Raw genomic sequence first — 15198 nt, forward strand, 5'->3', positions numbered from 1 at the left:
CAAGCGCGAACGTAACAACCATGCCGGGGCGCGTCAATGAAGAATTATCTAATTGTTCTTTGTCATCTAAAGACGACATGACTGAGCGTCCCGCCCCGCGCGATCGCGGGCGGCTCGTGACCGAGCGAAGCTCCGGGCGCGCTGCCGCGGAACTTCGCTACTGCGCCGCCGGGCGCTCGGGCCGGACGTCGGACAGGCCGTCGGGCAAGGTCAGGGTGCCGTCGACCCGCCGGGGCAGCCGCCAGGGGTTGCCGTCGCGCAGGGCGGGCGGCAGGAGCGGCGGCGGGCAGTTCTGGTAGGCGACCGGCCGGAGGAAGCGGTGGACGGCGGCCGTGCCGACCGACGTGGTGGTGGGGGCGGTGGTCGCGGGGTAGGGGCCGCCGTGCTGCTGGGCCCATCCGACGGCGACGCCCGTGGGGTAGGAGTCGAACACCAGGCGGCCCGCGCGGTCGCGGGCGAGGGCGACGAGGCGTCCGGCGAGCTCGGTCTCGGCGGGTTCGCTGTGCAGGGTGACCGTGAGGGTGCCGGGGGCGGCGGCGAGGGCCTCGGCCAGCTCGTCCGCGCCCGTGTACTCCAGGACGACGGTCAGCGGGCCGAAGCACTCCTCCAGCAGGAGCTCGGACGTGCCGAGCAGGGAGACGGGGCCCGCCATGAGGCGGGCGGCGACCTCGCGCGCCTCGCCCGCCCGGCCGGTCGCGACCGTCCGCAGGCCGGGGATCGTCCCGCGGGCGGCCGCCCCCTCGGAGAACCCGGTGCGGATCGCGTCGCCGAGGAGCGTCTGCGGGCCGAGCGCCGTGACGTGCTCGGCCATCGCCTCCGCCAGTCCCGCCCCGGCGGGCGCGAGCACCAGGCCGGGCTTGACGCAGAACTGGCCCGCGCCGAGGGTCGCGGAGGCGGCCAGGCCCGCCGCGATCTCCGCGAGCCGGGCCTCCGCCGCGCCGGGCGTCACCACGAGCGGGTTCAGGCTGCCGAGCTCGCCGTAGAACGGGATCGGCTCCGGCCGGGCCATCGCCAGGTCGTGCAGGTACCGGCCCCCGCGGACCGACCCGGTGAAGCCGATCGCCCTCACCCTGCCGTCCTGGACGAGCGCGGTCCCCGCCTCGCGCCCGTGGACGAGCTGCACGACGTCCTCGGGGAAGCCCGCCGTGGCGGCGCCCGCGCGGAGCGCGGCGAGGGTCAGCGCCGACGTCTCCGGATGGAGCTCGTGGGCCTTGACGACCACCGGGCAGCCCGCCGCGAGGGCGCTGGCGGTGTCGCCGCCGCCGACGCTGAACGCGAACGGGAAGTTCGACGCGCCGAACACGCCGACGACGCCGAGCGGGACGTTCATCCGGCGCAGGTCGGGCTTCGGTGGGACGGCGCCCGGGTCGGCGGAGTCGAGCCGGACGTCGAGGAGGGAGCCTTCGCGCAGCACCTCGGCGAACAGGCGGAGCTGCCCGCTGGTCCGGGCCACCTCGCCGGTCAGCCGCACCGTGCCGAGCGCCGTCTCGGCGTCGGCCGCCGCGACCAGCGCGTCCGCGCGGTCGTCGAGCGCGCCGGCCATCGCCTCCAGCAGCGCGGCGCGCCCGTCCGGTCCGGCGCCGTCGAGGACGGGCAGCAGGTCGGCGGCGCGGCGGCAGATCGCGCCGACCTCCTGCGGGGTGGCGGTGGGGTACTCGCCGCGGCGCTCGCCGGAGCGCGCGTCGATGCTCGGGACGGGCATGGGGGCCTTCCAGGTCAGATCGGCGGGCATGCGGACGGCCGGCGGAAGCTCCGGTCCGGCCTCCGCCAGCAGCAGGCGGGCGACCTCGATCGCGCCCGCCGCGGTGAAGTGGGTGTCGTCGGCGCTGCCGAGCGGGTAGTTGGGGTGCGGACCGAGCCACAGGAACAGGCTCCTGGTGGCGTCCGGGCCGAGCTCGCGCCAGCGGCGCGCGCTGGCGGCCTGCAGGTCGATCAGCGGGACCCGGTCGGCGCGGGCCAGCGCCCGCATCGCGTCCGGGTACGCGCCGTGCGTCGGCGTCCCGCCGGGGGTGCGGCGCTCGACCGACGTCACCAGGACCGGACGGGCGCCGCGGGCGCGGGCCCCCGCGACGTAGCGGCGCAGGTGCCCGGTGTAGGAGCCGGAGGGGGCGCCGAACCTGCCCTGGTCGTGCCTGCCGTCGTTGTGCCCGAAGCAGATCAGCAGCACGTCGTCCGGGCCGATCTCCGCCATGATCCGGTCGTGCATGCCGAGCCGCTCGACCGAGCTGCGCGCGCTCGCCCCGGGGTAGGCGGCGTTGACGACCGGGACGTCCACGAACTCCGCCAGGGCCTGCCCCCAGCCCGCCTGCGGCGCCTGCCCGGACGGGTAGTCCGCGGCCGTCGAGTCGCCCGCGATGAAGATCCTCACGCGGGCGCCCCCTCGGCGGCGGCGAGCTCGCGGGCCCGGTCCGGCGCGAGCCGCCCGTCGGCGACCACCACGGTGATCGCCCGGTGCAGCCGGTCCGGGACGGTCAGCGGACGGTCCCACGCCAGGGCGGGGCCGACGCCGGGGTACTCGGCGACCCGCACGAACCACGGATCGAGCCCCGCGGTCTGGACGAACAGCAGGCTCCACGCGTCCGAGGTCAGCGCCAGCCAGGGGGTGACGCTGCCGTGCACGGCCTCCTCGCCGGACGCCTCGCCGGTGAAGACGGCGAAGACGTCCGGTCCGGCGGGGTCCTTGGGAGCGCGCCAGAAGAACCCGCCGTAGCCCGCGCCGGTCCGGCCCTTGCAGGCCGAACTCTGCAGGACGAGCGGGCGTCCCGTCCGTCCGGTCAGCGTGAACGACACGTCGAGCGCCCACGCGCCGCCGGGGGCACCGGCCGGGCGCCGCGCGGTCAGCGTCCGTTCCTCGGCGGCCAGGACGGTGCCGTCCGGGCCGGTCCAGTCGAGTTCCTCCGCGTAGCCGCCGTCCACCGGCCGGAGCGTGCGGCGCCGCTGCCGCCCGTGGTTGGGCAGCATCCTCGGCCCCTCCCCCCGGACGTAGGTGGAGCCGCCCCAGAAGTTGGCCCCGTCGACGTCGGAGACCGCGATGCCCGCACCGAAGTGGTGGACGTGGTCGTCCGGCTGCGTGTCGGTGACGACCGTCCCGCCGAGCGTCCGGACGGGATGCAGGTGCGGGCGCGGGGCGTCGGTCGCCCGCAGGTCGCCGCGCCGGACGTAGGCCGCCACCTCCCGCCCGTCCACCCGGAGCGCGGGCTCCGGCCACGGCGGTGCGCCGGGCCCCGTCCCGAGAGCCTCCGGGAAGCCCAGCTCGGAGAGCGTCGCGAGCTCGGCGGCCGCGCGCACGGCCAGGCCCTCGATGCCGGGCAGGACCAGCCGGGACGGTTCGGTCCGGACGAACCGCGCGTCGACCGGCCGCGGATCCGGGGCGAGCCGGATCGCGTCGAGCAGCCGCGTGAACCCGCCGGTGCGCGCGAGCGGCACCAGCAGCCCGGTGCCGTCCCGCACGTGCGCGAGGAGGTTCTCGAGCAGGTCCGCCCGGTCGAAACCGGTCCGCACCCCGTCGATCTCGACCTCGTCGAGGGTGTAGAAGAGGCGGGCCGAACGGTGCTCGCCGTGGAGATGGAGGTACGGCTCGGTGCGCCGGTCGGAGCAGAGCGAGACCGTGATCGCGACGACCGTCCCGTCCGCCAGCCGGACCCGGGCGCTGGAGGTGTCGTCGGACTCGATCGCGTTGGCGCGGTGCAGTTCCAGTTCGATGCCGGCGACCGAGTCCACCGTGTCCGCTCCGGCCACGGCCAGGGCGGTCGCCACCGCGTGCGCGAAGGGGTTGGTCAGGGCGCCGTCCATGACGTCGACGCCGTCCAGGCGGCGCCGTCCCGACCAGGCCGAACGGGTGTAGTAGCCGAACGGCCGCGACCATGCCCCCGCCACCCCGATGCCGCGGACCGGCTCGCCGAGCAGCTCCCGCGCGGCCGGGATCGCCGCCGACCCGAGCGACTGGAACCCGACCTGGCAGCCCAGGCCGGTCTCCGCGACCGCGGCGGCGATCTCGGCGAAGGCGCCGACCGACGGCGCGGGCGGCTTCTCCAGCAGCACGTGCGCCCCGGCCCGGAGCGCGGCCGCGGCCAGCGGGGCATGGGTGTGGATCGGGGTGGCGATCACCGCGGCCTCCGCACCGGTGTCCCGGATCAGCGCCGGGAGGTCCGCCGAGACGGGCACGCCCGGTGCGGACGGCCCGGACGGCGGCGCGACGTCGCAGATCCCGGCCAGCTCGGCCCGGCCCGCCGCGGCCAGCCGGGCGACGTTGTCCAGATGGTGGCGCCCGTAGCCGTTGACCCCGGCGACCACGACCCGCACCGGCCGCACCTCACCTCCCCGCGCGCCCGTGCCCGCGCCCGTCCGCTCGTCCGTCCGCTCGCCCCTCACCGGGCCCACCTCGTCGGCGTGCCCGTCGCCCGCAGCTCCGCGCCGGCGATCTCCACCGGGGGCGGGCCGGCGAGCAGCCCGAGGTCGGTGAGCGAGGCGTCCTCCACCAGCTCCACCATCGCGGGATGGTGCAGGGCGAGGGCCAGCTGCCCCGACAGCTCGGTGAGCAGGTGGGGATGCACGGGGACGTCGAACACCCGCGCGAGGTCGGCGATGCGCAGGAACGGCGTGATCCCGCCGACCCGCACCACGTTCGGCTGGACGACGTCGCAGGCACCGGCCGTCAGCAGGTCGCGGAAGCCGTGCGCGGTGGCGACGTTCTCGCCGACCGCGATCGGCGTGCCGATGCTCCGCCGCAGCTCGGCGTGCGCGGCGACGTCGTCGGCGGGCAGCGGCTCCTCGATCCAGTACGGATCGAACCGCTCCAGCGCCCGCAGCGCCGTCCGCGCCCGGTACAGGTCCCACCGCTGGTTCGCGTCGATCATCAGCGCCGTGCCGGGCCCGACGACCTCGCGGACCGCGGCGACCCGCGCCACGTCCTCGGCGAGCGAGGGGCGGCCCACCTTGATCTTGACGGCCGGATGCCCGGCGGCGGCCCACCGCGCGGCCTGCGCGGTGAGCTCGTCGAGCGAGTAGTGCAGGTTGACGCCGCTCCCGTAGACCGGGACGGCCGCGCGCCGCGGCCCGAGCACCTCGGCGAGCGAGCGCTCCCCGCACACCAGGTCCCACAGCGCGAGGTCGACGCCCGCCATCGCGAGCGGGACGATCCCGGACCGTCCGGCCTCGCCGAGCCGCGCCGACAGCTCGTCCCACACGACGCCGGGATGCGCCGGGAGCCCGATGACCGCGTCCCGCACGTCGTGCGCCAGCAGCGCCTCGATCGCGTGCGCCCCGACGCGCGGGGTCCAGGAGATCCCGGTGCCCGTCCGCCCGTCGTCCAGCGTGAGCGTCACCAGCAGGACGTGGTTGCACGGCACGTCCGGGCCCCACGGCCGGGCCAGCGGCACCGACCGCCGGACGACCGACAGCTCCCGGATCACGAGGCGACCAGGTCGAGGCCGTGCTCGATCAGCGCGCCGAGTTCCGCCTCGTGCTCGGGGGTGAGCCCGGCCAGCGGCGGCCGGACGCCGCCGACGTCCAGCCCGCGCAGCCGCACCCCGGCCTTGACCAGCGACACCGCGTACCCGGGCACCTTGCAGCGCAGCCGCACCAGGGGCGCGAAGAACTCGGTGAGGAGCCGCTCGTCGCCCGCCAGGTAGGCGCGGGCGACCTCCGGGACGAACGCGAACGCGGCGCTGGAGTACAGCGGGACGCCGATCGCCCGGTAGGCGGGCTGGGTCAGCTCGGCCGTGGGGAGCCCGTTGAAGAAGAGGAAGCCGTCGCGGGTCTCGCGGATCGCGAGGACGATCCGCTGCATCCGGTCGATGTCGCCCTGGCCGTCCTTGAGCCCGATGACGCCGGGGATCGCGGCCAGCTCGACGGCCGCCTCGGGGTCGAGCGCGAGCGGCCCGCGCTGGTAGACGATCACCGGGAGTTCGGCGGCGACACCGCGGACGTAGTCGGCGAGGCCGCCCGGCGGCCCCTGGGCGAGGTAGGGCGGCAAGAGCAGCACGCCGTCCGCGCCCGCCGCGCGCGCGGCCCGCGCCTGGGCGAGCGCCGTGCCGAACGGCCCGCCGGCCCCGGCGAACACCGGGACCGCGCCGCCGGCCGCCTCCACGCCCGTCCGGACGGCCGCCGCGTGCTCGGCCTCGGACAGCGAGGTGAACTCGCCGGTTCCGCAGGCGACGAACACCGCGCCGGGATCGTGCGCCACGCCCCGACGGACGTGTTCGGCCAGCAGGCCGGGCGCGAGCTCGCCGTTCGCGTCGAACGGCGTCACCGGGAAGAAGAGCACACCGTCGAGATTCATCAGCATGGTCCTTCAGGAGAGTTCGGTCCGCCAGCTGCGCTTGGCGGTCCAGCCGAGCAGGCGCTCGGCCTTGGCGGCGGAGAAGGCGGGGGAGGTGCCGGTGAGCGCTGCGGCGGCCTCCCCGGTCGGGGGGAAGAAGCGGGGCAGCAGTTCGGCCAGCGGCTCGCGGGCCAGCGCGTCGCCGGCCCCGGCGAAGAACACCTCGCCGTTGCGCTCCAGCCGGGGCAGGTGGGTGAGGAGGGTGTCGACGAACTCGCCCGCGTCGCGGGCGTCGAGGTAGTTGAACAGCGAGACGCTGCCGATCTCGGGCCGGTCCAGGCGCTCGCGGAGGGTGTGCCCCGACTGGGTGGGGGCGCCCTCCCACTCCTCGGGCGCGATGACGAAGCAGGGACGGACGGCGGCCATCCTGGTCTCGACGCCGGACCGGGCGAACGTCTGCATGGTCTGCTCGGCGACCAGTTTCGACAGGCTGTAGGCGTTCCAGGGCAGGGGCGGGTGCTCCTCGTCGAGCGGCAGGTAGGCGGGCGTCCACCCGCCGGGCGCCCCGTAGCCCATCACCGTCGGGCTGCTGGCCACGACCAGCTTCGGCACGCCGAGCGCCACCGCGGCCGCGCAGACGTTGAAGGCGAGCTGGGTGTTGACGCGGAAGGTCGTGGCGTCCGTCCGCGCGAAGGGGACGGCGATGGCGGCGAGATGGACCACCGCGTCCGGACGGAACCGGGTGATCACCGAGTACGCCTCACCGGGATCGGTGAGGTCGGCCGGCAGGGTCGCGGCGGCGTCCCGGGGGGTGCCCGGTGCCTGGTCGACGCCGATCACCTCGTGCCCGGCGGCCCCCAGCATCGTGACGACGCTCCGGCCCAACCGGCCGGCACTTCCGGTGACGAGCACTCTGCTCACCGTGAGGGACTCCTTAGGGTGCTGCAAGCAGTTGCAGTAAACGGTCCTGCCGGACTTGGTTATACATCAAGTAGCGGCGCTCGAACAGCCGTGAACCTTCACTAAGGATCCGCTCGAAGTTTGCAAACGGTTGCGTTAAGGTGGCCGCCATGGCAGTGACGATTCGTGACGTGGCGCGCGCTTCCGGGGTCCACGTGTCGACGGTGTCGCGGACCTTCTCCGCGCCCCACATGGTGAACTCCGAGACGCGGACCCGGGTGCTGGCCGTGGCCGAGCGGCTCGGGTACCGGCCCAACCGGGCGGCGCGGTCGCTCACCACCGGCCGGACCAACAACCTCGGGCTGATCGTGGCCGATCTCGCGAATCCGTTCTTCCCGCCGCTGATCAAGGCCGCCCAGGCCGCCGCCCGCGACCAGGACTACCACCTGTTCGTCGCCGACACCGACGAGAACCCCACCGAGGAGGAGGACCTCGTCCAGACCTTCTTCAAGCAGGTGGACGGCATCGTGCTGTGCAGCCCCCGGCTGTCGAACAAGGCCCTCGAGAAGCTGGCCGAGACGATCCCGTTCGTCCTGGTCAACCGGCGGCTGCGCGGCGTGCCGACGGTCGTCATGGACGTCGCCAACGGCGCCCGCGCCGCGATGGAGCACCTGGCCGGTCTCGGCCACCGGCGCGTCGCCCTCGTGGCGGGACCCGCCGGCTCGTGGACGAGCGCCGAGCTGCGCCGGGCCGTCACGGACGTGCCCGGCCTCGACACGCTCGTCATCGGCCCGAACCCGCCCACCGAGGAGGGCGGCCTCGCCGTGGCCGAGCAGGTCGCCGGGTCGGGGGCGACCGGCGTGCTCGCCTACAACGACCTCGTCGCGATCGGCCTCGTCGAGGGCCTGGAGGAGCTGGGCGTCTCCGTGCCCCGGGACATCAGCGTCGTCGGCATCGACGACAGCATCACCGGACGCCTGTACCGGCCCAAGCTCACCACGATCGCGATGCCCACCGCCGAGGCAGGGCGCATGGCCGTCGACCTGCTCATCAAGGAGATGAGCGCCGCCACCGTCCTGGACACCCACCTGGTCGTCCGCGAGTCGACCGCCCCACCCGAAGGAGTCCCATGACAGCCCATGACGTCCACGGCGTCGACGGCGTCCACGGCGCCGACCGCGCCGACCGCGCCGCCTTCGGCACCCTGGCCGACGGCGAGCGCGTCGACCGGTACGTCCTCGACAACGGCAGGCTGCGCGCCGCGGTCCTCACCTACGGCGCCACCCTCCAGCGGCTGGAGACGGCCGGCGGCACCAACGTCGTGCTGGGCCTCGACACGCTCGACGACTACGTGCACCGCAGCCGGTACTTCGGCGCGGTGGTCGGCCGGTACGGCAACCGCATCGCCCGCGGCAGGTTCACCCTCGACGGCCGGGAGTACCGGCTCGCGGCCAACGACGGCGCGCACGGCCTGCACGGCGGCGTCCGCGGCTTCGACAAGCGGGTGTGGCGGGTCGAGGCGGCGGGCCCGGCGGAGCTGCTGCTGAGCCTGGTGAGCCCCGACGGCGAGGAGGGCTACCCGGGCGAGCTGCGGGCCGCCGTCCGGTACGTGCTGGACGGCGACGCGCTGCGGCTGGAGTACCGGGCCACGACGGACGCCCCGACGGTGGTCAACCTGACGAACCACTCGTACTTCAACCTCGCGGGCTCCGGCGACGTGCGCGGCCACGTGGTGACGATGGACGCCGACCGCTACCTGCCGGTCGACGAGGGGAAGATCCCGACGGGCGAGCTCGCCCCGGTGGCCGGGACGCCGTTCGACTTCACCGCCCCCGCCCGGGTGGACGCGCGCCTCGGCGGCCGCTACGACCACTGCTACGTGCTGCGGGGGCGGGTGACGGTGACCGACCCGGCCACCGGCCGCTCGATGGAGGTCACCACGACCGAACCGGGCGTCCAGTTCTACACGGGCCACATGCTGGACGGCGTCGCGACGCCCTACGGCCCGTTCGCGGGCCTGTGCCTGGAGACGCAGCGCTTCCCGGACGCTCCGAACCGGCCGGAGTTCCCCTCGGCGGTACTGCGGCCCGGTGCCGAGCACGTCTCGGTCACCACGTACCGATTCAGTCAGGCTACGCCTGCAATCGGTTGTAGTAAATAGCCGCGAGCCAGTTGTTCCGGTACGGATTGCCGACTGGCCGAATATGGCCTTGAACTTGGACAATGGCCCTCCTCGCCGACGTCATCCGTGATGTACCTCACTGCAAAGGGTTGACGTCCTTGCGTACTTCGCTATAAGAAAGCGCTATCTCACCCCGATCTCCACCCCACTCATCGAAGGGGCAGTGATGACGCCCAGTTCCACCGCGGTCGGTTCGGCGGCGGGGACGACCGAGCCCGCGCCCGCGTCCGCCGCGGGCGCGGGCCCGCGCCGCCGGCGCCGCAAGAGCTCGCGTGCCCGATCGCAGGCGTGGGCCGGCTACCTGTTCCTGGCCCCCTGGTTCGTCGGCCTGTTCGCCGTCACGCTCGGCCCGATGATCGCGTCGCTGTACCTGTCGTTCACCGACTACAGCCTGCTGACCGAGGCCGGCTGGGTCGGCCTGGACAACTATGAAGAGATGTTCACGGCCGACGACCGGTTCATGAACTCGCTCAAGGTCACGACCATCTACGTCGCCGTGTCCGTCCCGCTCCAGCTCGTCTTCGCCCTCGGGCTCGCGATGGCGCTGGACAAGGGCCTGCGCGGGCTGCCGTTCTACCGGTCGGTCTTCTACCTGCCCTCACTTCTCGGGGGCAGCGTGGCGATCTCGATCCTGTGGAAGAAGATCTTCGGCGTCGACGGGATCGTCAACACGTTCCTGGGCTGGTTCGGCATCGAGGGCCAGGGCTGGGTCACCAGCCCCGACACGGCGCTGTGGACGCTGATCCTGCTGCACGTCTGGACGTTCGGCGCCCCGATGGTCATCTTCCTGGCGGGGCTCCGGCAGATCCCGCAGAGCCTGTACGAGGCGGCGCGGGTCGACGGCGCCGGCAAGCTGCGGCAGTTCCGCTCGATCACGCTGCCGCTGCTCACCCCGATCATCTTCTTCAACGCCGTACTGGAGCTGATCAAGACGTTCCAGTCGTTCACGCAGGCGTTCGTCGTCAGCGGCGGCACCGGCGGACCGGTCGACTCGACCCTCTTCTACACGCTCTACCTCTACCTCAAGGGCTTCAAGAACTACGAGATGGGATACGCCGCCGCCATGGCGTGGGTGCTCCTGCTCATCATCGCTGCCCTGACCGCCGTCAACTTCCTCATGTCTCGATTCTGGGTCTTCTATGGCGACGAAAAGTAAGCGAGTGCCGATCCTGTTCCGGCCCGCCCCGCGACTGGTCAGGCACGTGCTGCTGATCGCGTTCGGGTTGTTCATGCTCTACCCGCTGCTCTGGATGGTCTCCAGCTCGATCAAGCCCGAGGAGCTGATCTTCCGGGAGCCGGGACTGGTCCCCTCGGAGGTGACGGGCGAGAACTACGCCGGCGGCTGGGACGCGCTCAAGCACTCCTTCGGCTACTACCTGTGGAACTCGGCGGTCATCACCGCGCTGGCCGTCGTCGGGAACCTGTTCGCCTGCTCGCTCGCCGCCTACGCGTTCGCCCGGCTGGACTTCCCGCTCAAGAAGCTCTGGTTCGCGCTCATGCTCGGCACGATCATGCTGCCGCACCACGTGACGGTCGTGCCGCAGTACATCGCGTTCAGCGAGATCGGCTGGATCAACACGATCTGGCCGATCGTCGTGCCCAAGTTCCTGGCCACCGACGCGTTCTTCATCTTCCTGATGGTGCAGTTCATCCGCACCCTGCCCCGGGAGCTGGACGAGGCGGCCGCGATCGACGGCGCGGGCCACTGGCGCACGTTCACCCGGGTGGTGATGCCGCTGTGCGTCCCGGCGCTCGCCACCACGGCCATCTTCACCTTCATCTGGACGTGGAACGACTTCTTCACCCAGAACCTCTACCTGACCGACTCCGACAGCCTCACGGCCCCGGTCGCCCTGCGCCAGTTCATGGACGCGAGCGGCGACTCCTCGTGGGGACCGATGTTCGCGATGTCGATCATCTCGCTCGGCCCGATCTTCGGGTTCTTCCTGGCCGGTCAGAAATACCTGGTCCGAGGTATGGCGACCACCGGTTTCAAATAGGACGCCCGCCCGTCCGCCCCACCCCCCTGTCCTCCCGGAGGTACAGCATGATGAAACGCACCACGGCGGCCGCCGCCATGACACTGCTCGCGGTGTCGCTCACCGCATGCGGAGGCGGTGACGGCGATTCCGGCGGCAAGACGGAGATCGTCTTCTCCTACTGGGGCAGCGACTCCCGGCAGAAGCTGACGGAGTCGGCCATCGCCAAGTTCGAGGAGAAGAACCCCGACATCACTGTCGAGGGCGACTTCTCCGACTGGAGTAGCTACTACGAGAAGCTGGCCACCAAGACCGCGGCCGGGGACGCCCCGGACGTCATGACGATCGAGATCCGGGGCCTCGGCGAGTACGCGGAACGCGGCGTCCTCGCCGAGCTGAACGGGCAGGTCGAGACCGGCAAGCTCGACCAGGACGTCCTCAAGGCCGGGCAGATCGACGGCAAGCAGTACGCGATCCCCACGGGCGTCAACGCCTTCCCCATGATCGCCAACCCGGCGACCCTGGAGAAGTACGGCCAGGAGGTCCCCGACGACACGGCCTGGACCTGGGACGACTACGTCTCGATCTCGCAGCAGGTCACCCAGGAGAGCGGTGGCGAGGTCCACGGCACCGAGTGGAACAAGAACCCGGCGTTCCTGCAGATCTTCGCCGCCCAGCGCGGTGAGCCGTTCTACCGGGACGGCAAGATCGGCGTCTCCGCGCAGACCGTCAAGGACTGGTGGGCGCTGCTGAAGCGGCTCATCGACACCGAGGCCGGTCCGGGCGCCGCCGAGATGGAGGAGACCGGCGACGAGGTCGACCGGTCGCTGGTCGGCACGAACAAGAGCGCGTTCGGCAGCTGGTGGAGCAACCAGCTCCAGGTCCTGGCCGAGAACTCCGGCCAGGAGCTGGAGCTGCTGCGCATGCCGAAGGCTCCGGGCGCCACCGCCTCGGGAATGTTCCTGCAGCCGGCGATGTACTACACGGTCTCGTCCCGGTCCGAGGAGGCCGCCGCCGCACGCAAGTTCGTCGAGTTCATGGTCAACGACCCGGACGCCGGCGCGATCGTGCTGAGCGACCGCGGGCTGCCCACCAACGACGAGGTCATCACCGCGATCAAGGGCAAGCTGAGCCCGGCCGACCAGAAGGTGCTGGCCTTCATGGACGAGATCAAGAACGACCTCAGCCCCATCGTGGTCCCGCCGAAGGGCGCGACCGACGTCACCGACATCCTCGAGCGCGCCACCGACTCGGCGCTGTTCGGCGAGGCGTCGCCGGACGAGGCCGCCCAGACGTTCCTCGACGAGGCCAACAACGCGCTGTCCCAGTAACCGCCCGACCAGCCCGCCTGACCAGCCCGCGCGACCCGGCCGCCGACCGGCCGGGCCGCGCGGGCCCCCACCTCCCTGGAGACCCCGCACCCATGCGATACGCCTTCGTCGGGCTCGGCCACCGGGCGCAGATGTACGTCGACGCGCTGCTCGGCGACTGGAGCGACACCGGCGAGATCGTCGCGCTCTGCGACACCAACCGGACGCGCCTGCGCTACTACCTCGACCGGATCGGCCGCGACGTGCCGTGCTTCGCGCCGGAGGAGTTCGGCGAACTGCTCGACCTCGCCGACGCCGTCGTGGTCACCGCCGTCGACGCCGTCCACGCCCGCTACGTGATCGCGGCGCTGGACGCGGGCAAGGACGTCGTCGTCGAGAAGCCGCTGTGCACCACCGCCGCGGACTGCGCGGCGATCGCCGCGGCGGCCGAGCGCAGCACCGGCAGGCTCGTCGTCACCTTCAACTACCGGTACTCGCCGCGCAACAGCGCCGTCCGCCGGCTGCTCGCGGACGGCGCGATCGGCGAGATCACCTCCGTGCATTTCGGGTGGGCGCTCGACACCATCCACGGCGCCGACTACTTCCGCCGCTGGCACCGGGACAAGGCCAACTCGGGCGGCCTGCTGGTGCACAAGGCCACCCACCACTTCGACCTGGTGAACTGGTGGCTCGACGACGCCGCCGCGTCCGTCTACGCCCAGACGTCCCTGCGCTTCTACGGCGCCGCCAACGCCCGCGCCCGCGGGCTCGCCGACCGGCCCGGCCGGGCGCGGCACGCGCCGGGGCTCGGCACGGACCCCTTCCTGCTCGACCTGTCCGCCGACCCCCGGCTCAGCCGCCTCTACCTGGACGCCGAGCACGAGGACGGCTACATCCGCGACCAGGACGTGTTCGGCGACGGCGTCACCATCGACGACAACATGTCGGTCCTCGTCCGCTACGAGCGCGGCGCGCTGCTCACCTACTCCCTCAACGCCCACGCCCCCGCCGAGGGGTACCGGGTCGTCGTCGACGGCACCGCGGGACGGCTGGAACTCGACGTCGTCGAGCGCGCGTGGACGCCGCCGCACGCCGCGATCGACCCGACCGCGTCCGGGAAGGAGCACGCCGCGGGCGCGTCCGAACGGCTCGTCCTGCACCGGCACTGGCGGGAACCGGAAGAGATCGCCATCGGCGGCGGCGCGGGCGCGCACGGCGGCGGCGACGTCCTGCTCCTCGACGACGTGTTCCGGGGCCCGTCGGACGACCCGCTCGCCCGGCAGGCCGGGTACCGTGCGGGCGTCGCGAGCGTGATGGTCGGCGTGTCGGCCGACCGGTCCGCCGCGACCGGACTTCCCGTCGCCCTCACGGCCGACGGCACCCGGCAGGCGAGCTGATGCTCGACGCGTTCCCGGACCTGGCGGAGATCGCCGCCCGGTCCCGGGGACTCTTCCCGCCGCCGGGCCCCGACCTGCCCGAACGGCTCCGCGACGCGCTGGGCGTCCTGGACCTGCGGCCCGCCGGCGTCCGGGTCGAGCGCCGCTGGACGGCCGGCGGGCTCGCGGGGGAGGAACTGTCGTGGACGGTCGGCTTCGGCCCCCGCACCCGCGCGTTCCTGCTCCGCCCCCGCGACGCCGCCGGGCCGCTGCCAGGCGTCGTCGCGATGCACTGCCACGCTGGCATGAAGTGGGCGGGCAAGGACAAGATCGCCGACGGCCCGGAGCCGCCCGCACCCGAGGTCGTCCGGCTGCGCGCCCGCCTCTACGACGGCCTCGCCTACGCGAACGAGCTGGCCCGGCGCGGCTTCGCCGTGCTCGCCCACGACGTCTTCGCCTGGGGCTCCCGCCGCTTCCCCCTGGACCCCGCCCCCGATCCCGGTCCCGAGCCCGGCCCGAGCGAGGCCGACCGCTACGACCGCGCCGCCCGCGACCACGAGCACGTGCTGGCGAAGGCGTGCACGCTGCTGGGCACCTCGTTCGCCGGCGTCCTCGCCGCCGAGGACCTCGCGGCCGCGGCCTACCTGCGGTCCCGCGCCGACATCGCCTCCGTCGGCACGCTCGGCCTGTCGGGCGGCGGGGCGCGCGCCGCCCTCCTGGGCGCGCTCGACGCGGACATCGCCGCCGTCGCGGTCGCCGCGATGGTCACCTCCTTCCGGGACCTCCGCGAGGAGCACGTGGCCGCCCACTCCTGGGCGCTGTTCCCGCCCGGCCTGACCCGCCTCGCCGACTGGCCCGGCGTCGTCGCCGCCCGCGCCCCGGCTCCCCTGCTCGTCCTCTACGGCACCGCCGACCCGCTCTTCCCCCTCCAGGGCATGCGGCGGGCCCACCGCGACATCACCGAGGCGTACCGGGACGCGCCCGGCCGCTACACCGGCACCTTCTTCGACGCCCCCCACCGCTTCGACCGCCCCATGCAGGACGCGGCGTTCACCTGGCTCGCGGACACCCTCGCGGCACGTCACGACTGACGCGTCCCGCAGCGATCGAGGCGTCCGGCCGCGATCGAGGCGGCGCGTCGCGATCGAGGTGCCCGGAACGCGTCCGCGAGCCGTCCGGGTGGGGCGCCGCG

At 73.4% G+C, this 15198-nt stretch carries 12 protein-coding genes; 7 read left to right on the top strand and 5 right to left on the bottom strand.

Translation table 11 applies throughout. The features are described from left to right. Positions 1 to 157 precede the first annotated feature (157 nt). From F7P10_RS21075 to F7P10_RS21095, 5 genes are read right to left on the bottom strand one after another with little or no spacing between them, the layout of a single operon-like run. Positions 158 to 2368 (bottom strand): aldehyde dehydrogenase family protein, encoded by a 2211-nt coding sequence (locus F7P10_RS21075; protein ID WP_254715933.1) that lies wholly within the window; start codon positions 2366 to 2368, stop codon positions 158 to 160. After that, on the bottom strand, positions 2365 to 4371 hold the full coding sequence (locus F7P10_RS21080; RefSeq protein WP_151011443.1) for a DUF6807 family protein: 2007 nt from the start codon (positions 4369 to 4371) through the stop codon (positions 2365 to 2367). The genes F7P10_RS21075 and F7P10_RS21080 overlap by 4 nt, the downstream gene beginning before the upstream one ends. Continuing rightward, positions 4368 to 5411 (bottom strand): mandelate racemase/muconate lactonizing enzyme family protein, encoded by a 1044-nt coding sequence (locus F7P10_RS21085; protein WP_151011446.1) that lies wholly within the window; start codon positions 5409 to 5411, stop codon positions 4368 to 4370. Before F7P10_RS21085 ends, F7P10_RS21080 begins: the two co-directional genes overlap by 4 nt. Next, entirely contained in the window at positions 5408 to 6280 is an 873-nt protein-coding gene (locus tag F7P10_RS21090; protein WP_151011449.1) for a 5-dehydro-4-deoxyglucarate dehydratase, read from the bottom strand. Before F7P10_RS21090 ends, F7P10_RS21085 begins: the two co-directional genes overlap by 4 nt. A gap of 12 nt (positions 6281 to 6292) precedes the next feature. After that, complete coding sequence (locus F7P10_RS21095; RefSeq protein ID WP_151011452.1) at positions 6293 to 7180, bottom strand: NAD(P)-dependent oxidoreductase; 888 nt, start codon at positions 7178 to 7180, stop codon at positions 6293 to 6295. 149 nt (positions 7181 to 7329) lie between these two features. Here F7P10_RS21095 and F7P10_RS21100 point away from each other — a divergent pair, with 149 nt between their 5' ends. The 7 genes from F7P10_RS21100 (at position 7330) to F7P10_RS21130 (ending at position 15097) form a co-directional block, all read left to right on the top strand. Next, positions 7330 to 8292 (top strand): LacI family DNA-binding transcriptional regulator, encoded by a 963-nt coding sequence (locus tag F7P10_RS21100; protein WP_151011455.1) that lies wholly within the window; start codon positions 7330 to 7332, stop codon positions 8290 to 8292. Then, on the top strand, positions 8289 to 9320 hold the full coding sequence (locus tag F7P10_RS21105) for an aldose epimerase family protein (RefSeq protein WP_151011457.1): 1032 nt from the start codon (positions 8289 to 8291) through the stop codon (positions 9318 to 9320). Before F7P10_RS21100 ends, F7P10_RS21105 begins: the two co-directional genes overlap by 4 nt. Positions 9321 to 9507: 187 nt before the next feature. Further along, positions 9508 to 10497: a carbohydrate ABC transporter permease gene (locus F7P10_RS21110; protein WP_151011460.1), complete on the top strand. Its 990-nt coding sequence runs from the start codon at positions 9508 to 9510 to the stop codon at positions 10495 to 10497. Continuing rightward, on the top strand, positions 10481 to 11341 hold the full coding sequence (locus F7P10_RS21115; protein WP_151011463.1) for a carbohydrate ABC transporter permease: 861 nt from the start codon (positions 10481 to 10483) through the stop codon (positions 11339 to 11341). The genes F7P10_RS21110 and F7P10_RS21115 overlap by 17 nt, the downstream gene beginning before the upstream one ends. Before the next feature lie 47 nt (positions 11342 to 11388). Further along, entirely contained in the window at positions 11389 to 12651 is a 1263-nt protein-coding gene (locus F7P10_RS21120) for an ABC transporter substrate-binding protein (protein WP_151011466.1), read from the top strand. A gap of 92 nt (positions 12652 to 12743) precedes the next feature. Further along, complete coding sequence (locus F7P10_RS21125) at positions 12744 to 14027, top strand: Gfo/Idh/MocA family protein (RefSeq protein ID WP_151011469.1); 1284 nt, start codon at positions 12744 to 12746, stop codon at positions 14025 to 14027. After that, entirely contained in the window at positions 14027 to 15097 is a 1071-nt protein-coding gene (locus tag F7P10_RS21130) for a hypothetical protein (protein WP_151011472.1), read from the top strand. The genes F7P10_RS21125 and F7P10_RS21130 overlap by 1 nt, the downstream gene beginning before the upstream one ends. Positions 15098 to 15198 lie beyond the last annotated feature (101 nt).

Origin of the sequence: Actinomadura sp. WMMB 499 (genome assembly GCF_008824145.1) — a bacterium.
GTDB lineage: Bacteria > Actinomycetota > Actinomycetes > Streptosporangiales > Streptosporangiaceae > Spirillospora.

Excerpts from the sequence above, each read along its gene's own strand:
- F7P10_RS21090 (WP_151011449.1), bottom strand. The coding sequence starts at position 6,280 with ATGAATCTCGACGGTGTGCTCTTCTTCCCGGTGACGCCGTTCGACGCG.
- F7P10_RS21110 (WP_151011460.1), top strand. The coding sequence starts at position 9,508 with ATGACGCCCAGTTCCACCGCGGTCGGTTCGGCGGCGGGGACGACCGAG.
- F7P10_RS21125 (WP_151011469.1), top strand. The coding sequence starts at position 12,744 with ATGCGATACGCCTTCGTCGGGCTCGGCCACCGGGCGCAGATGTACGTC.
- F7P10_RS21100 (WP_151011455.1), top strand. The coding sequence starts at position 7,330 with ATGGCAGTGACGATTCGTGACGTGGCGCGCGCTTCCGGGGTCCACGTG.
- F7P10_RS21130 (WP_151011472.1), top strand. The coding sequence starts at position 14,027 with ATGCTCGACGCGTTCCCGGACCTGGCGGAGATCGCCGCCCGGTCCCGG.
- F7P10_RS21105 (WP_151011457.1), top strand. The coding sequence starts at position 8,289 with ATGACAGCCCATGACGTCCACGGCGTCGACGGCGTCCACGGCGCCGAC.
- F7P10_RS21120 (WP_151011466.1), top strand. The coding sequence starts at position 11,389 with ATGATGAAACGCACCACGGCGGCCGCCGCCATGACACTGCTCGCGGTG.
- F7P10_RS21115 (WP_151011463.1), top strand. The coding sequence starts at position 10,481 with ATGGCGACGAAAAGTAAGCGAGTGCCGATCCTGTTCCGGCCCGCCCCG.